This window comes from Gloeothece verrucosa PCC 7822, assembly GCF_000147335.1.
GTDB lineage: Bacteria > Cyanobacteriota > Cyanobacteriia > Cyanobacteriales > Microcystaceae > Gloeothece > Gloeothece verrucosa.
The window spans coordinates 3762645-3785395 of sequence record NC_014501.1 but is presented as its reverse complement, the minus strand read 5'-3'; the positions used below and the strand labels follow the sequence as shown (position 1 = coordinate 3785395).

Below are 22751 nucleotides of genomic sequence, written 5' to 3'. Positions count from 1 at the left end.
CAAGCAGGGAACAGAAAACGCTTTGAGTCGGTCTTTGTGTGGCGAAGATAATCAAGCGGCATGGAAGAAAAAACCCGAAAATTTGATTAAACTTAAAGCATAAAAGGCCAATGACAGAAAACGAATGACTAACAAAACAGTTACTAAAAGCGGGTTTTCGTCCTGGTTTGCCCGTTTGTCGGCAGCAATTCTCCTGGGCGGACAAGTTTTTTTTCATTTACTGAAATATAAGATTCACCGGCGCAACACCCTAGATCAAATGGCCATCGTCGGTCCGGAGTCTCTGACGATTTCTCTGGTAACAGCCGCTTTCGTCGGGATGGTATTTACTATCCAAGTATCGCGAGAATTTATTTACTTTGGGGCGGGAAGTTATGTGGGTGGTGTTCTATCTTTAGCCCTCACCCGAGAACTAGCACCCGTTTTAACTGCGGTTGTGGTGGCCGGGCGGGTAGGGTCAGCTTTTGCGGCTGAAATTGGCACCATGCGAGTAACCGAACAAATTGATGCTCTCCATATGCTCAAAACTGATCCTATAGACTATTTAGTGATCCCTCGCGTCTTAGCCTGTAGTTTAATGCTACCCATCTTAACCGTTCTAGCTTTGTTGACGGGGATAGCTGGCGGGATAGCCATCGCCGATTCTTTATACAATATTTCTCCGGCCGTTTTCCTCAATTCGGCTCGTAACTTTTTACAAACTTGGGATTTAGTCAGTTGTATTCTAAAATCTGCCGTTTTTGGTTCTTTAATTGCTGTGATTGGGTGTAGTTGGGGATTGACCACATCAGGAGGAGCCAAAGGGGTAGGACAATCTACCACTACAGCAGTGGTAACGGCTTTACTAGCCATTTTTGTGACTAATTTCTTTTTATCTTGGTTGATGTTCCAAGGAACCGGTAGCGCCGTAGCTGGATAAAACATTGGTTAGTCATTAGTCATTAGTCATTAGTCATTAGTCAGGCTCGTTCAATTTAGTACAAAAATACTTTATAGGGTAGAATAATCGCTTCGGTGCTACAGAGGTTGTAGGCAACGTCAAGACAACGGTATAAAAATTCTAAGGACTAATGACTAATAACTAGCATTAAAAATTAAAATAAGAAATTGACGGGATTTCCACACTTGGATCTTTGTTTAGGTAAAAATATATTGAAGAAGTCGCCAAAATCGCCAAGCCCCTTAACTAATCATGTCCAGTAATCTCTGTAAAGGTTTAATTATTGAGGATGATCCAGCCAAAATAGACTTAATCAAGAGATTGCTATGTGATGTTGAACATAATTCCCTAGCACAAGGGTTATCCTTTGGCTTTACTTTCGTCGATTCTCTTAAGGAAGGACTCGAAAAACTGACAAGCGAGAATTTTAATGTGATTTTACTGGATTTAACCCTACCCGATAGCCAAGGGGTTAACGCTTTAGTTAAACTTCGAGAAGTGTTTACGAGGATTCCTATTATTGTACAACTTGACAATGAGGATGAAAACCTTGCGATCAAAGTGTTTCAGTTGGGTGCTGATGGGTACTTAAAAGCCGACTATTTAGATACCAATTTGTTAATCTATCAGATTCGTTTGGCGATTGAAAAGCAACAATATATAGCCCAATTGGAAGCTCAACAGCAGGAACGGGAATTTGAAGTGTTAGAAAAGTTGATTCATGCCAGTAACACCAGTATTACAGCAAGAATGTTCGGTTCACAACCGATTAGAGAAAGTGTGCCTGATATTTTTGAGGAAATGGTTCAATCTTACGCTGAGTTACTCTCTCTAGCTTTAGAACAACGGGCTTATAAAATCGAGCATAACATTTCTGAGCGCTTGCGAATACTGGCAGATAAGCTAGGCTTTTTGAAGGCTAGTCCTAGAGATGTCATCGATTTACACACTACCACCTTGAAACAAAAAAATCAGGATGTTACTTTGGCTAAAGCTCAAGCCTATGTCTCTGAAGGGCGCTTAATGGTGTTAGAACTGATGGGTTATCTTGCATCGTTTTACCGTAAATATTACATCGGATTGAGTACCCTCAATATCATCTCCAAGTCAGATCAGCAAAAATAATCATGAATAAATACATTCTTAAGCTTTATATTACCGGCAACTCGATTAAATCTCAACGAGCGATCGCCAATTTACTGCGGATCTGCCGAGAAGAACTCGATCAGCAGTACACAGTGCAAATTATCGATGTTCTCGAACAACCTGATTTAGCTGAACAAGAGAAAATTCTCGTGACTCCTACCCTAATTAAACAACTGCCGCCTCCTCTCCAGAGGATCATCGGGGATATGTCTAACACCCAAAAAGTCTTGTTAGGTTTAGATTTAATTGCCAGAGAAGAAGCCAAATCTTAGATTTATCTAAAAAAAACCTGAAAAATAAGCCTGCGTCATGAATTAATGATTGGCAAGGGGATAACAAACAGGCAAAATTAACTAATGGATCATAATATTACCAACTACAAGCAAAATATATTGATGAGCCAAGACAACGAACAGGATTATATTCAGAAACTCGAAACCGGTATACCAGGGTTTGACTTTCTCTCGGAAGGAGGACTCCCCAAAGGTCGAGCAACTCTAGTGGCTGGTACAGCAGGCAGTGCCAAAACGGTTTTTGCTTGTCAATTTCTCGCTGAAGGCATTAAACGGGGAGAAAATGGTGTTTTTGTGACTTTTGAAGAACCCCCTAAAGCATTGCGTAAAAATATGCTCGGGTTTGGTTGGGATATCCGCCAGTGGGAAGAAAATCGTCAATGGGCGTTTGTGGATGCTTCGCCTCAACCCGGAGAAAAACCGATGGTAACCGGGGAATATGACCTCGGTGCGTTAATTGCCCGTATAGAGTTTGCTATTCGCAAATATAAGGCCACTCGTGTCTCGATGGACTCATTAGGAGCGATATTTAGTCATCTAATGGATAGCGCCCAAGTTCGTAGCGATCTGTTTAAGTTGGCTTCGGCACTGCGAGAATTAGAAGTCACTGCAATTATGACCGCAGAAAGAACACAGGAATATGGTGATATTAGCCGCTACGGGGTTGAGGAATTTGTGGCCGATAATGTGGTAATTCTTCGCAATGTTTTAGCCGATGAAAAACGCCGCCGTACTATTGAAATCCTCAAATATCGCGGCACTGACCATCAAAAGGGAGAGTTTCCTTTTACGATTATTGGCAGGCGAGGAATGGTAATTATTCCGCTCTCGGCCATTGAACTTGAGCAAAAATCCTCGGATATTCGTATTACTTCCGGTTCTGAAGAATTAGATCGGATGTGTGGCGGTGGGTTTTTCCGTGATTCAATTATCCTGGTTTCTGGTGCAACGGGTACAGGGAAAACCCTGATGGTAACTGAGTTTATGGCGGGTGGTGTCGCCAATGGGGAACGATGTTTAATTTTTGCTTTTGAGGAAAGTCGAGAACAGTTGTTTAGAAATGCCATTGGTTGGGGAGTAGATTTTAATCGCATGGAACAAGAAGGTAAACTGAAAGTGGTGTGCCGCTATCCGGAAACTACAGGGTTAGAAAATCATCTTATTTCCATGAAAGAAATCATCGAGGAGTTTAAGCCTAACCGGGTGGCAGTAGATAGTTTATCGGCTTTAGAAAGAGTGTCGAATCTAAAAGGTTTTCGAGAATTTATTATTGGTTTGACTTCGTTTATTAAACAAAAAGAAATCGGCGGCTTGTTTACTTCTACGACTCCCTCTCTTTTGGGGGGTTCTTCGATTACAGAGGGACATATTTCCACGATTACCGATTCAATTATTCTCTTACGTTATGTAGAAATGTATGGGGAAATGCGGCGAGGAATTACGGTGTTAAAAATGCGAGGTTCCATGCACGATAAGGATATTCGAGAGTTTTCTATTGATAATAAAGGGATGCACATTAATAAACCTTTCCGCAATGTAACCGGAATTTTAGCGGGAACGCCGATGTATACTGCTCAGGCAGAAGTTGAACGTCTTAGCGGCTTGTTTGAAGAAGGAAGTTAAATCAGTTATTAATTAACTTTTGACAAAATTATTTTTATTCTGTAGAGACGTTGCCCTTACGTCTCTATTTATTGGGCGCTACTGGTGTTATTATTAATTCATTATGTCGCAAGACCCAGAAAGTTAAGCTCAATCCGTACCGAAAACCGTTACTATAGATGAAGAAAGACACAATAAGTATAGAAATCTAACCCTTCATGAAGACTATGACAGATGTTGATTTTACCGATACTCCTCATTGGACACCCCAAGCTAAAGCCAAGCTGAAACAGATCCCTTTTTTTGTGCGTACCCAAGCACGGCAACGGATAGAAGAGTTAGCTAGAGCGGCAGGAATGGATGAGGTTACAGTGGAAATTGTGGAACAGGCTAGAGTGGAGTTTGGGCAATAGCTTTACCCATATTAGAGGGTTGGTAACAGGTGTCTGTTAGGACAGCCTCTAAAGTTACAATTTCAAATTATCTAATTCTTGCCAAAGAATATCAATAAATTCCTGAGTCTGTTTTAAATTAAGCTCTCCAAAAGCTTGTCATTCTTCGGGGGTAATTTGATTATTACTTTTAATAACTTCTTAGTGTAAATGTTAAGCCAAGCTTGAGCTACTTCCGGAGTCCAATCTAAACAAATGTTGAGTTTCTGGATAAGCATCAAAGAGTTTTTTGTAAAAACTTGAGAAGAATTCCCCCGCACTAGGTTTTATTTTGTTAAAGCTAGTTTCGATAAGTTCAATAGATTAATTTTCTTTATATAATGTCATAAATAGTTTAGAAATTGAATACTCTAGTATATGTTGAAGCTAGAATAATGAACATTTTTTAAGGAAAAAAGTGGGAAAGTTCAAGCTATTAACTGTCCCACCCTGCCACTTCAATTATTCAAGGGATGATTTTTGATTTAATCTAGCTAACATCACTCCTAGGTTGACTCCTAGCATCCCCACAATGATGCTACCTAGCCAATAGATGAGCGTGGTTGAATCCCCTTTGTCTAGTAGAGTCCTGGTTTCTAACCCAAAGGTTGAAAAAGTGGTATAAGCTCCACAAAATCCCGTTGTCAGCATTAAACGCAGTTCGGGGGAAAAATTTCTGATTCTCTCGGCGGCTAAGGTTAACAAATAGGCAATAATTAAACAGCCAGTTACGTTGATAAAAAAAGTTCCATAGTAAGCAAAATCTTTGCCGAAAACGGACTTGGTATATTCGGTAATATAGTAGCGGCTTAATGCACCAGGTATTGCTCCGATAGCAACGGCTAATGCAGCACGAGTGACAGAATTTTTCAACATTTTGACTATCCTTTAATTAGTGGTATTGCTATTGAATCTTTATCAATTTTTATGACTCAAGAAATGAGGGAGTTTTTACCGGACAAAAACATGAGCAATGCTGACCCCTAAATACACAGCAATTACGCCAAATACTGCACTACCAGCCCAGTAAAAAAGTGTTGCACCAGTGTTTTTATTACGCCACAAGGACAGGGCATCGTAGCCGTAGGTGGAAAAGGTCGTGTAAGAGCCTAAAAAACCCGTTCTAATCAATAAGTCTAATTCCTTCGGATAACCTGTTATGCCTTTGGAAAGGGTGAAGAAAAAACCCATCAACAAACAGCCTGTAAGATTAATCACAAATGTTCCGTAAGGGAATTTAGTACCGAAAGCCGATTTTGTCCACTCGGTCACAAAATATCGACTGAGCGCGCCCGGCACGGCTCCAATGGCGATCATTAAAGTAAATACTAATGGAGAATCCACTTTATTTCCTCTTGAATTAATAATTAAAAAAACACGATTTAATAGCGGAACTAACACTGAGGGTGACAAGTGCGGTGTAAATCTATTACGGCAGAAGATTCAAAAATCCCCCTAAATTATAAAATAAGCTAATTATCAAATAATTTTATATAACTTTTGCTAAATTATTTTTTTCAAATTCTCTGCGCTTTCCCGTAAAGTCTAACTCACCGTCAACGCTTGCCTTGGGTTTCGGGGATCTTTATAAACTGTCTGATAGCCTTGTTGGATAACTGTATAGTTAGAAATCCGATCAATCAGCCAAAATTTAAATTTAATTATACTCAGCTATTTTTTTATGAGTTACTAATTTTTTGAGAATTTATACTACAATAACAAATAAATGAGCGCCCAAAAGGAAGGCAATCGGTGAATGTATCGCTCCTATTACCGAATTTTAGGACTTATTGGACAGGGACAGTTTGGTCGAGTATTTTGTGCTGTTGACCGTCAAACGGGAGAAATTGTTGCACTTAAGGATTTGGAACTTAAGCGCTTTCCTACTCATAAGTTTTTGCGAGAAATTTCCTACTTACTGACTCTAAAACATCCTAATATTGTTGGCTGTACGGGTCTAGAATATAATCGGACGGGTCGTTATGTGGTGATGGACTACTGTGAGGGAGGAACGTTACGAGATTTAATTAACTCCCAAGAGCAATTAAGTTTAAAGCAAAAGTTAAACTTAGTAGAAGATATTCTATCAGGTTTAGCTCATGCCCATAGCCGTCAAATCATTCATTGTGATATTAAACCCGAGAATATTTTACTGAAGCTAAAACCGAGTAGTTGGAGTGCCCATATTTCTGATTTTGGCATTGCTCGCTTGATAGAAGAAATTAATAGTCAAAGTGGCGGCTATACGGGTTCGCCAGCTTATATGGCCCCAGAACGATTTTATGGAAAACATTCTTTTGCTTCAGATTTATATGCTGTTGGTATTATTTTGTTTGAGCTTTTAGTGGGATACCGTCCTTTTTCTGGCTATCCTGGCGAATTGATGACAGCGCATTTGAGTAAGACAGTAACGATTCCTAATACGATTCCTCCTTTACTCAGTTCTATCATTGAAAAAGCTTTGCGTAAGTTGCCGCAACGACGGTTTAAAAGTACCGAGGAAATGTTAAAATCTGTTCGTCTCGCTTCGGAAACATTAGGCTTTAATTCGTCTTCGGTGCAATTATTTACTTCGCTGTCTTCTGTCCCTAATGCCACTTCATTAAATATTATTCATCAAGTTTCTTTACCTCAACGAGTTAGCCATTTAGCGGTGGATAAGCAGTGTGTTTATCTGGGAATAGAAGATAAACTTTGTTGTCAAATTTATCCCGATTCTAGTTTAGTGGGAAAACCTCAAGAGTGGCAGGTTCCCTTGAAGGGTTCATTAGTTAAGTTATTTTCTCATTCTCAAGGATGTTTAACTGTTACAGACTCGCCAGTTAATGAAGGTTCTTGTATTTCCTATTTTCGGAAATCTCATGATGCAGGACAAATTTTTCAGCAACAGCAAGTCTGTGTATCTAGACTGAATCAAATTAGTGCTATTGCACCTGGAGGTCATTGGTTAGCTTTTATATCTTCTTCTCAGGTTTTGCAATTTCTGAAATTGCCCAATTTAGAACGAGTTAAAACTTCTATTAATTGTTCAATTGACTCTCAATTAGTTACGCTAGATAGTCGTCATGGAATGATTATTAATTCGGCTGAAGAAAAAAAGCCGAAAACACAATTTACATTATTGACTAGACGCGGGAATTTATGGAGGTTTTTTTCTTTATCTATTAGTCTTCATTCGCTCGTCTCTAATTCACATTTGCCTGATCAGATTTTTGCTCTAGAAGTGAGTGAAAAAATCTTAGGAATTTTGATTAATTTAAAACCTTTAAAAGTCACTCGCATTCCCTTAGAAATTAAACCGGATTTTATTTTAGGACAGCCTTGGGGTTTTTTATTAGCTTCTCGTCAAGGAAAGGTTATTTTATTGGGTATTAGAGGGGAAAAGTTAGGCGGCTTTCAAGTGGAAGAGGAAATCACGGCGATGGCTTTTTATGATCAGTTTAGGCTTTTAATGGCTACTGATTACCAGTCAGAAAAAAGATTGTATTTTATTAATTTAGAGGAAAAACTCGCTAATAAGATTTATTTAAATAGTAATTCAAACACTTTATCTTGAGCGGCTTCCTTATGCTTAAACAAAAAGTTTATTGATCAGTTAACTTAATAATAAAACCTTACTTGAGTAACTAATTTATATCTGATTTTGCTCAAGTCTTAAAAACCATGTTACAAATTAATCTTTGCCTACTTTATTTTAATAAAATTAAACAAAAAATTTCTGTAGCAATCTTTTTAAGACATGATTTTTTTTGACAAATTGTCTTTAATAACGCTAATCTAAAAGGCTCTTTCGGCATCGTGGGGAAAAATGTTCACCAAGATACAAAATAGTCTATGGTGGGTTACGGCACGGATCAAAAGTTATCGCTTTCTTATCAAAATCATCGCCGCGCCTAACCCACCCTACAAATGTCATTAGTCATTGGTCATTAGTCAGTAGTCATTAGTTTTAAGCTGTAAAAGCTAATGGAAATGGCCACTCACAGAAGAGCGCCTTTAAAGACCACTAACCACTGACCACTGACTATTAACTCTTAACTGCTTCTTTTGCCAAGAACTTTTCTAACTCGGTTAAAGCATCAGCATCCATTTTGGTCTGCATGGGACAGAATTTAGGCCCACACATCGAGCAGAATTCAGCCGTTTTATAAATATCTGCTGGCAAAGTTTCATCATGATATTCTCTAGCCCGGTCCGGATCTAAAGATAACTCAAATTGTTTATTCCAATCAAAATTATAGCGAGCAGTAGAGAGTTGATCATCTCTATCTCTTGCACCCTGACGATGACGGGCAATATCAGCCGCATGAGCCGCTATTTTATAAGCAATTAACCCATTACGCACATCTTCAGCGTTAGGCAGTCCTAAATGTTCTTTAGGGGTTACATAGCAGAGCATTGCGGTACCATACCATCCGGCCATGGCGGCTCCGATGGCTGAAGTAATATGATCGTATCCTGGGGCAATATCCGTTACCAAGGGACCTAACACATAGAACGGTGCTTCGTTGCACTCTTCCATCTGTTTTCTGACGTTAAATTCAATCTGGTCCATCGGTACATGACCGGGACCTTCTACCATCACTTGTACATCATGTTCCCAAGCGCGGCGGGTTAATTGACCTAGGGTTTTCAGTTCAGACAGTTGTGCTTCATCAGAGGCATCATGAACACATCCTGGCCGCAGGGAGTCCCCTAAACTGAAAGAAACATCGTATTTTTTAAAGATTTCGATGATATCGTCAAAGTGGGTATATAGAGGATTTTGTTTATGATGATGCAGCATCCATCGGGCGATAATTCCCCCTCCTCGGGAAACTATGCCTGTAATGCGGTTTCTCACAAGAGGTAAATATTCCATGAGAATGCCGGCATGAATCGTCATGTAATCTACTCCCTGTTGAGCGTGCTTTTCAATGATATGAAGGAAGTCATCAGGGGTTAGATTTTCCATGCGTCCATGAACGCTTTCTAAGGCTTGGTAAATGGGTACAGTTCCAATGGGAACCGGAGACTCATTAATAATCGCCGTGCGAATGCTATCCAAATTTCCGCCACCGGTAGATAAGTCCATGACGGTATCAGCCCCATATTTTACCGATAATCTCAGTTTTTCTAGCTCTTGCTCCACATCAGAAGAGTTAGGAGATGCGCCTATATTCGCATTGACTTTACATTTAGAGGCAATGCCAATACACATCGGTTCTAGATTTGTGTGATTGATGTTTGCCGGGATAATCATCCGTCCTCGGGCCACTTCATCCCGGATCAACTCGACCGGCAGGTTCTCCCGTTGTGCTACATATTGCATCTCTTCGGTAATTATGCCTTTTCGGGCATAGTGCATCTGCGATACATTGCTGTGTCCAATGCGCTTGGCAACCCATTCTGCTCTCATCTTCTTTGTTCCTCTATAGACAGCTTCCCTACGCTGGTATTACCCAGTCTCAGGTTCTAAGGGTATCTCTCAGCTTGGACAGTCCAAACACCCCTAGCTTAACTGTGAATTTTAGCATTGATCGTGGTTTGATCCCATAGGCGATGATCGCTTTTTGCTCATGTTCTTCGTTCTTATCTTTAGCTAAACTTATTGATTTTCCTGTTTTGTTTGAAATTTTAAAATTTACATTTCTTAAAACTTTACAAAACTTAATAATTAATTGAGAAAGTTTTTTATTAATTGATGAAATTGCGTCATTCTAGAGATTTGCTAGAATTTCATAATAGGGATATTTATGTCTACTTTTATTGACTCTTGAGAAAAAAAGCTTTAAAAGCCTTATTCTAAAACACTTTCAGAAAAAAAGCTCAACAAATCAAAGAGAGAACTCAGCCAGAACGCTAAATATCGAGACACTTTTTTTATGTAGTTATGTAACGCATAAAAAATTAAATTTGACAAATTAAATAAAATATGTATTTAAGGATTGATAACTCTCGTTTAAAAAATTAAGGCTTTTAAAAGCTATTATTGGCAAAATTTTGAGCAAATTTAGGGTAAACATTTTAGAGGAACTAAATTAAAATTTTAACCATCAGAATAAATAATAAAACAAATAAAATTTAAGTAATTATATTAATGGTAGAGATGAGAAGAATAAAACGGTGGATTAAACACAATTTGCTCATATTTTTAGGAGCATTAATCTTATCAAATTTTTTCGCTCTGCCCAGTCAGTCTCATGTAGCGGATTTATCCCTGCTAGATGTGGTAATTAAACCCGAGGAGGCTCAAGTTAATCTTAGTTTATCCACTCATTTACTGGCCTGGGCTGATGAGGATCAAAATCAGCGTTTATCTTCGTCAGAAATTGAAAAAAATCGACAAAACTTAGCCGCATTTTTTAACGAATATCTTCTGATAACTAATGGGAAAGGAGAGCCAGGATTCGTAACCGTAAATGCCAGCAAAAAAGGGCTATTTGGGACTAATTTATCAGCCAGTAATAGCCACAAAAGCATCACTTTAAAATATCGATGGGCTGAACCAATTACCGAGCTAAAAATTGATTATAATTTATTTGATAAAACTTATAATACTCATTGTCTAGCAACCATTTTAAACAATGGAGAACTGAAGAATTATACTTTAATGCCCAAGCATAGAGTGCTTAGAGTCGAGTTAAATAAGGGACGAGGAAAACTGCTGAGTGGTGGTGGATTAATTGCTTTTGCGGTGGCTTTTTCTTGGGGAGCGATTCATGCTTTATCACCGGGTCATGGGAAAACCCTTGTGGGTGCTTATTTAGTGGGATCAAAAGCCAAGGCAAAACACGCGCTGTTTTTAGGATTAACTACAACCATTACTCATACTCTTGGGGTTTTTGCGTTGGGAATCATTACTTTAATTGCTTCTCAATATTTATTACCTATTCAGTTTTATCCTTGGTTAAGTTTAGTTTCAGGTTTAATGATTTTGCTGATCGGGGTCAATTTGCTCAAGGATCGTCTGGCTTTTCCCGTTAAAAAGGGTAAACATATCCATCATGACCATGACCATGATCACCATCATCATCATGATCATCACCATCATCATTCCCATACTCACTTATTGCCTGCTCAAGATGAATCTTTGATGAGTTGGCGGGGTTTAATGGCTTTAGGAATTGCAGGGGGGTTAGTTCCTTGTCCGGCGGCTTTAGTGTTACTGTTAAGTATGATCGCATTAGGACAAACGGGTTTGGGATTATTACTGGTTTTTATTTTTAGTTTAGGGTTGACAGGAACATTAACCGCCATAGGACTCTTATTAGTCAGTGCCAAGCATTTATTTGAACGTATTCCTACTCAGATTAAAATGATTAAATTTGTTCCCCTTGTGAGTGCTTTATTAATTACTTTTATTGGTTTAGGATTAACCTATCAAGCTGTGGGACAAATATATTCTTTAACGGAACCTATTCCTTACGGTGAGCAAAGCTGAATTGGTTATCCCTTTCTTACATAGGGGCATCTGCTAAGTTACAGTAAGGGCGGCTGTAACATAAGGGAGGTTCTAGGGCGTGTTGTTGGAGAAAATCCGCATCATTCATCACTTCTACTGTATCGCCATCATAGACCACTTGACCCTGACTCAAAATCACAGTGCGATCGCATAATTCCACCGCTAAATCTAAATCGTGTGTGGCGACCAATTGAGTTAAAGGAAGGGTTTTTAACAACTCTAATAACTGACGACGGGAACGGGGATCTAATTGTGCAGAAGGTTCATCTAGGACTAAAATCTGAGGTTCCATCGCTAAAACTCCAGCAATGGCCACTCGTTTTTTTTCTCCCCCGGATAAGTTATCGGGGTTACGGTGTGCGTAGGTATGAGGATCGATATTGACAGACTCCATCGCTTCAATAACGCGCTGTTCTAATTGTTCTCCTTCTAAACCCCTATTCATGGGACCAAAGGCCACATCTTCCCAAACGGTGGACATAAATAACTGATCATCAGGATTTTGAAAGACTAAACCGACAAAATTGCGAATTTCTGTTAAATTTTGCTCATTGACCGGCCATTCTCCTACTTGAATTTGTCCTGCTTGAGGAAGAAAAATTCCATTGAGATGAAACTGTAGGGTAGATTTTCCTGAACCGTTAGCGCCAATTAAGGCCACTCGCTCATTAGCTTGTATTGACAAGTTAATGTTTTGTAGGGCTTGTGTTCCGTCAGGATAATTATAGCTGAGATTTTCAATTTTTACTGGATTATGGTGCATCTTAGAATGATGATTTGAGTCAATAGTTATTAGTCAATAGTTATTAGTTATTAGTCATGGGTCATGAGTCATTAGTCAGTGGTGAATTGATAACTTTTACTGTTCACTGTTATACCAATCCAAGGAGTGCTTAGGAAAGTCTCAAAGATGAAAACGCCCGTGACAGCAATGATTTTTCTATGGCCGTTTTATGTAGGCGATAACTCCTCTCTAAAGACTGATGGCTAATGACTATTGACTAATCACTAATTATTAATGACTATCTATTGTTAATGATGACAAGAAAATATGTAACAAAACTTAAGATCCTGTGAAGATACCCTGTAGGGGGATTGAAAAATCTTATATTAGGCAAGGATACTGAAAAATAAAACTGTAGAGCAGGAATGTCTCATGTTCCCATTATCCCAACTTTGTCCAGGTACGTTTTATTTAGCTATGCACATTCCGGATGGCTTTTTAAGCCTACCGGTGAGCTTGTTTACCTGGATAGCCACATTAGTTTTGATCACCATAGCACTCAAGCGGGTGCAAGCTCATTATCAAGAACGCGCCGTTCCTTTGATGGGAGTTTGTGCTGCCTTTATTTTTGCCGCTCAAATGATTAATTTTCCGATTCCTGGGGGGACATCTGGTCATTTGCTCGGAGGAACTCTGGCAGGGGTTTTATTAGGTCCTTGGGCGGGAAGTTTAGTCATGGCAGTGGTGTTTATTGTTCAAGGGACTTTCTTTCAAGATGGCGGCTTGACGGTGTTAGGAGCCAATATTTTTAATATGGGATTGATCGGGACATTCGGCGGCTATTATCTCTATAAAGCTATTCGCCTCACTATAGGCCGTAATAGTGAGCGAGCAATGTTAATTTCAGTGGCAGTAGTGGCTTGGTTAAGTGTGGTGGTGGCAGCTTTTTTAGCCTCGCTCGAATTAGCCTTATCTGGAACAGTCCCCTTAATGGTAGCTATAGTATCGATGTTATCTTGGCACGTTTTAATTGGGGTCGGTGAGGCCATTATTACGGTCATTGCGGTGAATTATGTTTGGCGATCTCGTCCTGATTTGCTTTATGACCCTCCACGTCCGCAAGCTGAAAGTATTTTAACTGATCGAGAAAAGGTCTAAGAACATGAATCATCATCCTTTGCTCAAACGAAATCGTTTATTTATGGTAAGCGGCTTAGGCATTGCTTTAATCATCGCTATGTTTTTATCGCCTTTTGCTAGTCCTGATCCTGATGGACTCGATCGAGTATCCCAAGATTTGAAATTTGACCATAAAGCGGCCGAAGATACCCCAGCGAAAAAATTACCGTTCTATGGTCTATTTGAAGAATATGCCGTTAGAGGGGTACCCAAAACAGTCGCCACGCCTTTAGCGGGTTTAATAGGGACTTTAGCCACTTTTGGCATAGCTTGGGGAGTGGGTAAGCTTCTGGTTCGTCGTTCTACCCTTGATCATTCATCTGATTCTAATCGTTCTGAGTAATTTATGCTTTTGCATATTCATGGGTTTAGACGGCAGTCTAAAACTAAAACTTACACGTTATGGCATTCTTTAACTCCACAGACTCGTTTATTATGTACGATTATTAGCGTCTTTGCCATTGCTTTGACTCCTAATGGACATTGGAAAACCTGGGGAGTCTATGGACTGGGTGTTCTTTTTGTCATCTTACTCTCTCGTATTTCCCTGACTCAGTTATTGTCTCGGGTTGGGGTAGAGTTTGCTTTTGTGGGAGTGGTATTATTGGGAACCTTGTTTCGTCCTGAAGGTGAGGTCGTTTGGTCATGGGGGTTGATTAAAATTACTCATATAGGGTTAATGGTTTTAGGGAGTGTTACTCTAAAAGTGTTTCTCTGTTTGTTGATGCTTAATGTCCTCACTTTAACCACTTCTATTCCTTCTTTATTTCAGGCTTTATTAGCGTTACGAACACCGCCGTTATTGGTGGCTATTATGGCTTCTATGTATCGCTACCTTAAGGTATTAACCGAAGAATTTAATACCATGCGGCGTGCGGCACTGTCTCGAAATTTAATGGTGAATAAATGGGCAACTCGTCGCCTTGTGGGTAATATGATTGGTTCTTTATTTATCCGTACTTACGAACGAGGGGAGCGTATTTATCAAGCAATGTTATCCCGAGGTTATTCGGGTTTCCCTCCGGCTGAAAAATTGCCGCCTTACAGAAAACGTGATGGCATTGCTTTAATGGTGACTGTAATGGTGGTTTTGTTAGGACAAATTGTTCCGGTAAACAGCTAACCCCTTAACCGTTAACTGTTTACTATTACAGGTTTTAAACTCCTTCAATTCCTGCCACTACGCCAAAGATGAGAAATAAAATACCACCCACAAAAGTTATCGTGCGTTCGGATATGCGTCCGGCTACCAATTTTCCGCCAATAACGGCAATCACACTACAAATCCCATGGCCTAAAATGGCTCCGGTTGTTACTCCAATCACATTGTAAGATGAAGCTAATGCAATTGTACTTATTTGGGTGCGATCACCCCACTCAGCTAAAAAGGTCATCGAGAAAGCTTGAAGCCAGATGCCGATCTGAGGATATCGTGCTAAAAGTTTAGTCAGTCTATTGCCGCTTTGGGGAATCTGGTCAACGGCTTCGGCTGCCTCTTTAATGACTGTTCCTTGAGACTGGCTAGGCATTTGACTAGCATCATAGATTAACTTTAAACCAAATCCAAGAAATAGTGCAATCTCAGCCCAATGTATATAATGTTTAGGGAGAAAAGAGATTGCCTGACCCATTAATACAGATAGCAAGGTCATGGAAGCTAAGGCAGCAATTACCGCACTCAAAACCAATCGACGGGAATGACGCATTGATAAGATAACCGCGATAAAAAAGGTTTTATCTCCTAATTCGGAAATGGTGATGAGTAATAAACCGGCTGTAAATGCTGTTAACACTTTCTTTCAAGCTCCTATCTTTTGTGTTGACTTTCCTGATGGAGCTTGATGAGAGACGCACTACTTCACCAAGCTCACATCGAACGTGAACTTAGTGAAGGTCTTGCTCCCAAGTCTTTTTAGCCTCAATGCAGCAATGTTGACTTTGCTGTGGTGCTGGGACTTGTCACTTGAACCAGGCAATTAGCCAGTATGTTGACTCAAGTGGGCTGATCTTTTAGGTCAGCAGCTACTCCCCTTCAAACATGACTATATATTACTACGACTTTAGACAGATGACAAGCCCTTTGAGGACTTTTTTCTAATTTCAAAAATTGTGTTTTTATGAAAAATAAATGATATAAAAATGATATAAAAATGAAAGTTGAGTCAAAGATCTAGGTGATCTCTAATGATCAACAATGGGCAAAGTAAACCAAAATTCTGCCCCATCATTGGGATGAGTAATGACTCCAATTTGGCCACCATGAGCATTAATAATTTGGCGGCATAAATATAAACCTAATCCTAAGCCGCTTGTGCGTCTAGCTTGTTCCCCTCGATAGTAGCGTTCAAATAGACCTTGAGCGATTTCGGCCGCCATTCCCACGCCATCATCCCTAACGCTACAACGAATCATAGTTTTAGAGGGATCTGTCTGTTGTGCAACCGTCGTAGCATTAAGGATAATTTTCAGCCCTGAAGTATTATATTTAAGGGCATTAGCCAATAAATTTTCATAGACTCGCCAGAGTTGATTGCTATCTGCATTGACTGGGGGTAAATCTGGAGAAATTTTATTTTCTATGGTAGCTTGATGTTGTTCGAGTCTAAGTTGCCACTCAAAGGCCAGTTGTTGGGAGAGGTGGAAAAGCGATAACGGTTTGCACTCTAGGGAAACACCCCAGATATCAAATTGCTGTGTTTCAACCAGAGAATTAATCAACGCTAATTGACGATCGCAGCTATTCGCTAATTGTTTTAACACCGAAATAGAAAGCGAAATGGTTGGCGAGTCAGGCGTTTTTAAACTCGATTTCAGTAAATGATTAAAGATCATCGACATCCCAATAACTGGGTTGCGTAAATCATGAGAAACCGCATGAAGATAAACTTGTAAAGCTTCTTGTGCCTTTTGTCTGTCTAAAATTTCTTGTTGAAGCTGTTTTTTTTGACGACAGATAGTAAGCTGATTTTCCACTCGTACAAGAATTTCCTCTCCTTGAAACGGTTTAGTAATATAATCGACTCCTCCCACTTTAAACGCTTTTACTTTATCTAAAACATCATCAAGGGCACTAATAAAGATAACAGGAATATCCTGGGTTTTTTCATCAGATTTAAGGGCTTGACAGACTTGATAGCCATTCATTCCCGGCATATTAATATCCAGTAAAATCAGGTCTGGCGGTACGGTTTGTACCGTATTTATGGCTATTTGTCCGTTAAGGGCTTTACGTACTTTGTACCCTTTTTCTGACAGCATGGTGGCCAAAAGCCGCACATTATCAGGGGTATCATCAACCACAAGGATATTTCCTTTATCCATCAGTTATTAGTCATTAGTCGTTGGTCATTAGTTATTAGTTATAGTGGTTTCTCCTACTCTTTACTCCCGAGTTATGGGTGATTTCTAGAGGGGAGAGAAGAACCTTTAAAAAATCGTTGTTCTAGTTGTCCTAAACCGAGCCAAGTTGCGCCGCTTATGAGACTAATTCCTGTTGCTAGGGAAACCGCTAATAAGGAGTCTAAGGAAACGGCCAACAGAGGGGCGAGGATAATAGCGAGAGCGGCTAATATACCTACTACCATTCTAGAGCGTTGAATATTGGCTAATGCCGCCGAACAACTCGCACAATTAACGGTGTGAGAGTGATAACGATCAAGTAACTCTTCTTTTGACAAAGGTGGCGCTAATGTTTGCTCTTTAAAAGGTTCGGCCTGATATTGATTGACCCATTGACGCAAAGCGCTAACATAGGTGTCTGCTTTTGTGGGCAAATAGAAGGCTTTATTAAACTTTTGGCTTCCTCCTGCTTGTTCTAAAAAACGTTCTTGGTAATGCAGAAAAATTTGGTCATCTTCTAAAATTGTATTCTGATTGGTGTGAGAATACCAGCGAGGGGTAAGGTTAATGAATAGCCCAGGCAGTTTAGCGGCAAACTTAAAGGGAAAACGGGCAAATAAACGACATTTTCCTTTACTAATGGGAGTGGCATAAACAACGGTTAAAGTACGACCAAACTGTTTAGAAGTAAGGTCATGATACATGAAATTCGGGGCAATAAAAATGGTATCTTGCCGCCCGAGGGTTCCTTTTCGGGGTCCCTCTTCCCAAGCGCCAATAAACCCCTCTCGTCCTGATTTTACTATTTCTAATTCAACTGGTGCGGCATTTTGCCGATTACCCACTGTACCATGATGGGTATAGGGGACATGGCTAGAGTCAAGGACATTTTCTAACACGGTTAGAGCATCATAAGGAAGGTCTCTAAAAGTGTCTATACAAACCCACTCACCAGAATTATCTTCTAAGGGTTCAATGATAGGAACTCGAACTTTTGGGGCGTTTTCTGGGTTGCCGGGATAGGTAAAGAGTAACCCCTGACAGACGCTAACCGGTAACGAATTGACACAAGCTCTTTTAGAGTCTTCTGCTTTGGTTCCTTGGGGTTGTTGGGGGATAAATTCACATTTACCCGAACCCGAGAAAGTCCAACCATGATAAGGGCATTCTATCAAACCCTCTTCATTAATTCGCCCTTCTGATAATAGGGCCAAACGGTGGGGACATTGATCATCAAATACGCGCCACTGGTCAGCGTTTTTATCCCACCAGATGACTAATTTTCGGTCTAGGAGGGTAAAGGAGGTCGGTTTAGTCTTATCTAGGTCTTTAACGTAGTGGATAGGATACCAAGCTTCTTGGGGGTCGAAGCGAGTGGGGTCTAAACCGCCGGCGCTTAATTCGTCAGTTTGGTTAAAGGATGTTGTGGGTGAGATTTTGTTAAAAGCAATGAGTTCAGTAGATGTCATAGGGGTTATTTTTGTGATTTGTTCCAAGGCCATTTAGTGCCCATTTCTGTGAGGGCCGAAAAGATCAGGTAAACGATGAGCAAGGCGACACCGGCTAAAAAGGGAACGAGGTCATGGTTCATGTTCGGAATGGGATCGGTTCTGTTAATTATTGTGACATTTTTGCGGCTTGTCTTGTAGGGTGTGTTATTGCGGCGTAGTCCCTAGAAGATGGCGATCGCTTTTATCTAACCTATAATTAAAAAAAAGAAGAAAAAAGCTTTTTTATGACCTCAACAGTAGCTACTGCTCTTTTTTCAGTAAAAGAATATCATAAAATCATAGATTCAGGGGTTCTTGCTCACAGAAACGTCCAATTAGTCGATGGTTTAATTGTTGAAATGCCACCGGAAGGAACCGAACATAGTTATTATGGACAAACTTTAGCAGACAGACTCAGGTTAGCTCTTGCCGGACGAGCGTTAGTGAGAGAAAATAAACCGATCACTCTTTCAACGAATAGTGAACTATCCTTAGATATAGCGCTCGTCCGACTTCCTCCTGTAATTTATTTGTCTCATCATCCTTATGGGGAAGATATTGACTTGTTGGTAGAAGTTTCCAAGTCGACATTAACTTTTGATACTTCTGTTAAAAAGAAAGTTTATGCGACTGAAGGGATACAGGATTATTGGATCGTTGATGTTATCAATAAAGAGTTAAAAGTTTATCGCTGTCCATCAGATGGGGATTATCAAGAAATGATAACCTTAACGGTTGGTTCGGTAATTTCTCCTTTAGCTTTTCCTGATGTTGAGATTTCTGTTGCAGAAATTTTTGTTAGTTAACTTTGAGAATTTCTCTAACTTGCTGAACTGGTAAGCTTAACGCTTCAGCAATTTGTTCTACAGTCAAACCCATCTGGTGTAAACGGGGGATAGCTTCCATTTGGGCCTGTTCTAGCTGTTGGACTCGTTGGTGTTCTTGTTCGGCCCGTTCATCACCAATTAATAAGAGATTGCCTCTATTATCCCACCACCGTAACCATAACAGGGATTGATTTTGATAATTTCCCTGCCATAATCCTAATTCTATCCCTAATGGATCAATGGGATAATGGTCCCGTTCATTGACTTCGAGAGGACGATAAAACCCGTTGATCAAGTTATAAACTTCTAACTGACCGGTTTTAATCACATAAATTCCATAATAGGGAATTCGCATAATGCGTTCATATACCCATAATTTACCCGGTTTTTTGCCGGGTTCGGTGCGAGATAAAGGGGTTGTATCTTTTTCTTCGCTTCCATCCCCACTGGCAAATTCTAAAACAATTAAAGGGGTGATAAATTCCCGCCAGAGTACATAAGACCGGCGGATCTCACCATCGAGGTTAGGAGGAACATTACCCACATAAAACCAATCCGGTGCTTCTGCGCCTTTTTCAGGGGGGTCAGTTTCTCGCCAATAGATGCCGCAGTCTTGTCCGATGACATATTGTCCATCTGGGTGTATTTGTTCTAAAACTGGGCCGATGGAGTCAGTTAGGAGAATACTTTGAGGATGTTCTTGAAAGTTTTTCACAAAAGTGCCATCCGAGTCGGGGAGTTGAGTATGATCGGGGAAGGGTGGAGGAAGTTGAAAAGATTCTATGGCTTGATTCATAAGGATCAATGAGTTAAGTCTGATTTTATTATATTTGAGCCTACAGCTATTATTTTAACGCCCCCTACAAATTTTAAATTATAGGGAATTTAATAATGTTTGTTTTTTGACTGGTTCCTCTAAACCTAAAAAACTCTCTTTTATTTTTGTTTTATTTTCCCATTTTTCTACAGTTGGCCTTGACCACCAAAATTCTAATTTTTTCAGGTCTACATATCCTTTTAGTTCTTTATCTGGCCAAATATGTAAGCGTTCTTTACATCCAATCTCATCAGCCGCTTCTTCAATAGCTTCCCATTGCCTTACAAAATATTCAGCCCATGAATTTTTACTCATGACAGATTTAGTAAAATCTAACCCGGCTGCTAACATTCGTTTTCCATTAGTACCACGAGCATTAATAGGTTCCCAAAATATCACTTCTGGATCAAGTTTCATCAGTTCATCTAAATGTTTTTTAAAATGTTCACGTTCCATATAAGGAGGGGTTGGTGCTGCTGCAATATAAAGACGACACTCGGCTTTAAACCCTTTTTCAAGAGCTTTGTAACGCTCACTAGGAGGCGGTGCTTGGGGTTCTATTTGGCGACTGAAGCTATCCTCTAAATTTGGAAGACTCATACCTACAGTCACATTAGGATGTCGAAGTATATCAAGGTCATTAACCCATAACAAACCACGAGTTAAGATTCTTACTCTTTTGTTATATTTAAGTAAAACTTTAACGGTTTGACGAGTTACAGATGCGGTGGCTTGATTTTGATAAGGATCGGTTCCTGAACAAAGTAGAGTAACTCCTTTACCTGCTTCAGTTGTTCGCCATGATTTTTTTCGACTCAGAATTTCTTCAAGCTTTTCAGGAACTTCTTCACGAACAAATAGATATTTGCCCCAGTCTTGTTGAGGATCGCTTACTCCTTGAGATTGTAATTGTTTCTGTCTAGTTCTAATAGCTGGTGTAGATGGGACGTAGCAAAAAGTGCATCCGTGTAAGCATCCTGATGCTATATTAATAACATAATCACAGAGACCTTTTTTGTTAAGCGCACTTTCTTGAAGCGGATTGACAATATTTTCAGTTCCTTTAGCTATGCTCATGATCCTAGTTACCTACAATTAATTTGAATGATTAATATAAATTAAGTTGATTTAAGTTTTATTTATTTATATTAACTTTTGAATTTATTAAGGGTGATTTGATTGTATCAAAATTTGTGGAATCAGTCAATATTTTTTAATAGTAAATATAAAAGTAGAAAGATGAGTGACAATAAAACCTCTTGGAACAGCAATGGAAACAATTTACCTTTTTACCTAACAAAACTCAGCCTAAATATTATTTGATGCACTTAGCTAGTCGCCCTCCTGCACAAAGGGAGATTAAATACACTCTTTGGGAGCATAATACATTAGATTTAGCTTATCAATTTGATTATGGTATTTACGGCCTTGGGTTTAGAACGCCTGATTATTATGAAACCAATTTATCCGTAATTGATATAGAAAAAGAAAATAAAAATAAATGTATAGAAAATCTTCGGGAAGAGTTAATGCCAATTATTTATGATCATCCTGAAGGAATTATTTTAGATGATTTGCACAACTCAACAATGCAAAAAAATCCAGCTACTCTAGATGATTATATTCAAGTGATCAATGAGCAAGTAAACGAGGGAGATTTACAAGTTATTAGAGATGGTAAAATAACCAGTTCTAAGAAACTTAAGCTAGGAGATATTATTGTTAAAAGTAAATGTAAGCAATTAAAGTTGGATTTAAAATTTTAAATTAAATTCCGTTCTAACGCCTTTCGTTCAATCTCTGTCACTTCGCGCCACTGTCCGGGTTCCAACCCTTCCAAACCTAATTGAAACTCATTTTTCCCTTTACCGATACCCATAGCAACCCGAACTAACCGTAAAGTAGGATAACCCACTGCCGCCGTCATGCGTCTGACTTGTCGGTTGCGTCCTTCGGTGAGGGTGATCTCTAACCAACAAGTCGGTATACTCTTACGATAGCGAATAGGGGGGTTACGAGGGGGTAAAACGGGTTCTGTAGGTAATTTGATAACCGATGCCTTTCGCGTCCAATAGTCCTCAATTTTGACCCCTTCCCGTAAACGATTCAAAGCCGCTTCATCGGGAATATTTTCCACCTGTACCCAATAAGTGCGGGGGTGAGCAAATTGACGATGACCTAGGCGGTGTTGCAGTGGCCCGTTATCGGTCAATAATAACAGCCCTTCGCTATCTAAATCTAAGCGCCCGACAGAATAAACATGAGGAATATCAATAAAATCTTTCAGCGTTTGACGGTTCGTCTTGTCTCCACTGTTATCGGTGAATTGACACAGGACATTATAAGGTTTGTAAAACAAAATATACTTATACATAAACCAAGACTGCCTACACAGACTTATCACTCAGTTGTCAGGATGACACTTAACCATTCACTGATAACTGTTAAATATAGCCCGCGTAGGCAGGCTTAGTTAAGATCGCCTTTAACCTAGAACTAAAAGCGGCTAAGGCGTTAGA

General features: G+C 39.6%; 22 protein-coding genes and 1 riboswitch. Of the genes, 12 read left to right on the top strand and 10 right to left on the bottom strand.

Annotation, left to right across the window (positions count from 1 at the left end; genetic code table 11):
• The first annotated feature begins 124 nt into the window (after nt 1-124).
• From CYAN7822_RS16705 to CYAN7822_RS16685, 5 genes are all read left to right on the top strand, one after another.
• Nucleotides 125-919, top strand: a complete 795-nt coding sequence (locus tag CYAN7822_RS16705; RefSeq protein WP_013323440.1) for an MlaE family lipid ABC transporter permease subunit — start codon at nt 125-127, stop codon at nt 917-919.
• 273 nt (nt 920-1192) lie between these two features.
• Nucleotides 1193-2065 carry a response regulator gene (locus tag CYAN7822_RS16700; protein ID WP_013323439.1) on the top strand — a complete coding sequence of 291 codons (873 nt, stop codon included), beginning with the start codon at nt 1193-1195 and terminating at the stop codon, nt 2063-2065.
• Between the two features lie 2 nt (nt 2066-2067).
• Nucleotides 2068-2358: a circadian clock KaiB family protein gene (locus CYAN7822_RS16695; RefSeq protein ID WP_013323438.1), complete on the top strand. Its 291-nt coding sequence runs from the start codon at nt 2068-2070 to the stop codon at nt 2356-2358.
• A 123-nt stretch (nt 2359-2481) separates the two neighbouring features.
• Nucleotides 2482-4002, top strand: coding sequence for a circadian clock protein KaiC (gene kaiC, locus CYAN7822_RS16690; RefSeq protein WP_041933798.1), 1521 nt, complete (start codon nt 2482-2484; stop codon nt 4000-4002).
• Nucleotides 4003-4208: 206 nt separating this feature from the next.
• Nucleotides 4209-4394, top strand: coding sequence for a PCP reductase family protein (locus tag CYAN7822_RS16685; RefSeq protein ID WP_041933797.1), 186 nt, complete (start codon nt 4209-4211; stop codon nt 4392-4394).
• Nucleotides 4395-4874: 480 nt separating this feature from the next.
• Here CYAN7822_RS16685 and crcB (CYAN7822_RS16680) read toward each other — a convergent pair whose 3' ends face one another.
• The gene (gene crcB, locus CYAN7822_RS16680) at nt 4875-5288 is read right to left on the bottom strand and encodes a fluoride efflux transporter CrcB (RefSeq protein ID WP_013323435.1); all 414 of its coding nucleotides are present in this window, start codon (nt 5286-5288) and stop codon (nt 4875-4877) included.
• A 75-nt stretch (nt 5289-5363) separates the two neighbouring features.
• Complete coding sequence (crcB, locus tag CYAN7822_RS16675; protein ID WP_013323434.1) at nt 5364-5756, bottom strand: fluoride efflux transporter CrcB; 393 nt, start codon at nt 5754-5756, stop codon at nt 5364-5366.
• A 412-nt stretch (nt 5757-6168) separates the two neighbouring features.
• Between crcB (CYAN7822_RS16675) and CYAN7822_RS16670 the strand changes: the two genes are divergently transcribed.
• Nucleotides 6169-7968 carry a serine/threonine-protein kinase gene (locus CYAN7822_RS16670; protein WP_013323433.1) on the top strand — a complete coding sequence of 600 codons (1800 nt, stop codon included), beginning with the start codon at nt 6169-6171 and terminating at the stop codon, nt 7966-7968.
• 471 nt (nt 7969-8439) lie between these two features.
• Here the strand turns inward: CYAN7822_RS16670 and thiC are convergent, their stop codons facing one another.
• A complete protein-coding gene (thiC, locus tag CYAN7822_RS16665) occupies nt 8440-9810 on the bottom strand; it encodes a phosphomethylpyrimidine synthase (RefSeq protein ID WP_013323432.1) in 1371 nt (456 codons plus the stop codon).
• Nucleotides 9811-9818: 8 nt separating this feature from the next.
• A riboswitch (TPP riboswitch) is annotated at nt 9819-9915 on the bottom strand.
• Nucleotides 9916-10500: 585 nt separating this feature from the next.
• Between thiC and CYAN7822_RS16660 the strand changes: the two genes are divergently transcribed.
• Nucleotides 10501-11835: a nickel/cobalt transporter gene (locus CYAN7822_RS16660; protein ID WP_041933795.1), complete on the top strand. Its 1335-nt coding sequence runs from the start codon at nt 10501-10503 to the stop codon at nt 11833-11835.
• Between the two features lie 16 nt (nt 11836-11851).
• Here the strand turns inward: CYAN7822_RS16660 and CYAN7822_RS16655 are convergent, their stop codons facing one another.
• Nucleotides 11852-12619, bottom strand: coding sequence for an energy-coupling factor ABC transporter ATP-binding protein (locus CYAN7822_RS16655; RefSeq protein WP_013323430.1), 768 nt, complete (start codon nt 12617-12619; stop codon nt 11852-11854).
• Nucleotides 12620-13012: 393 nt separating this feature from the next.
• Here CYAN7822_RS16655 and CYAN7822_RS16650 point away from each other — a divergent pair, with 393 nt between their 5' ends.
• From CYAN7822_RS16650 to cbiQ, 3 genes are read left to right on the top strand one after another with little or no spacing between them, the layout of a single operon-like run.
• Nucleotides 13013-13738, top strand: coding sequence for an energy-coupling factor ABC transporter permease (locus CYAN7822_RS16650; RefSeq protein WP_013323429.1), 726 nt, complete (start codon nt 13013-13015; stop codon nt 13736-13738).
• A gap of 4 nt (nt 13739-13742) precedes the next feature.
• A complete protein-coding gene (locus CYAN7822_RS16645; RefSeq protein ID WP_013323428.1) occupies nt 13743-14102 on the top strand; it encodes a PDGLE domain-containing protein in 360 nt (119 codons plus the stop codon).
• A gap of 3 nt (nt 14103-14105) precedes the next feature.
• Nucleotides 14106-14882 (top strand): cobalt ECF transporter T component CbiQ, encoded by a 777-nt coding sequence (cbiQ, locus tag CYAN7822_RS16640; protein WP_013323427.1) that lies wholly within the window; start codon nt 14106-14108, stop codon nt 14880-14882.
• 34 nt (nt 14883-14916) lie between these two features.
• Here cbiQ and CYAN7822_RS16635 read toward each other — a convergent pair whose 3' ends face one another.
• From CYAN7822_RS16635 to CYAN7822_RS16625, 3 genes are all read right to left on the bottom strand, one after another.
• A complete protein-coding gene (locus CYAN7822_RS16635; protein ID WP_013323426.1) occupies nt 14917-15552 on the bottom strand; it encodes a TMEM165/GDT1 family protein in 636 nt (211 codons plus the stop codon).
• A gap of 388 nt (nt 15553-15940) precedes the next feature.
• Nucleotides 15941-17080, bottom strand: coding sequence for a hybrid sensor histidine kinase/response regulator (locus tag CYAN7822_RS16630; RefSeq protein WP_013323425.1), 1140 nt, complete (start codon nt 17078-17080; stop codon nt 15941-15943).
• 71 nt (nt 17081-17151) lie between these two features.
• Entirely contained in the window at nt 17152-18567 is a 1416-nt protein-coding gene (locus CYAN7822_RS16625) for an aromatic ring-hydroxylating dioxygenase subunit alpha (RefSeq protein WP_041933794.1), read from the bottom strand.
• 266 nt (nt 18568-18833) lie between these two features.
• Here CYAN7822_RS16625 and CYAN7822_RS16620 point away from each other — a divergent pair, with 266 nt between their 5' ends.
• On the top strand, nt 18834-19394 hold the full coding sequence (locus tag CYAN7822_RS16620) for a Uma2 family endonuclease (RefSeq protein ID WP_013323423.1): 561 nt from the start codon (nt 18834-18836) through the stop codon (nt 19392-19394).
• On the opposite strand, the gene CYAN7822_RS16615 is transcribed toward CYAN7822_RS16620, so the two are convergent.
• Nucleotides 19387-20211 (bottom strand): Uma2 family endonuclease, encoded by an 825-nt coding sequence (locus CYAN7822_RS16615; protein ID WP_013323422.1) that lies wholly within the window; start codon nt 20209-20211, stop codon nt 19387-19389. The genes CYAN7822_RS16620 and CYAN7822_RS16615 overlap by 8 nt on opposite strands.
• Nucleotides 20212-20289: 78 nt before the next feature.
• Nucleotides 20290-21309: an SPL family radical SAM protein gene (locus tag CYAN7822_RS16610; RefSeq protein WP_013323421.1), complete on the bottom strand. Its 1020-nt coding sequence runs from the start codon at nt 21307-21309 to the stop codon at nt 20290-20292.
• A 182-nt stretch (nt 21310-21491) separates the two neighbouring features.
• Between CYAN7822_RS16610 and CYAN7822_RS16605 the strand changes: the two genes are divergently transcribed.
• Nucleotides 21492-21998, top strand: a complete 507-nt coding sequence (locus CYAN7822_RS16605) for a hypothetical protein (RefSeq protein ID WP_013323420.1) — start codon at nt 21492-21494, stop codon at nt 21996-21998.
• Here CYAN7822_RS16605 and CYAN7822_RS16600 read toward each other — a convergent pair.
• On the bottom strand, nt 21995-22606 hold the full coding sequence (locus CYAN7822_RS16600; RefSeq protein WP_013323419.1) for a pseudouridine synthase: 612 nt from the start codon (nt 22604-22606) through the stop codon (nt 21995-21997). The genes CYAN7822_RS16605 and CYAN7822_RS16600 overlap by 4 nt on opposite strands.
• Between the last annotated feature and the right edge of the window lie 145 nt (nt 22607-22751).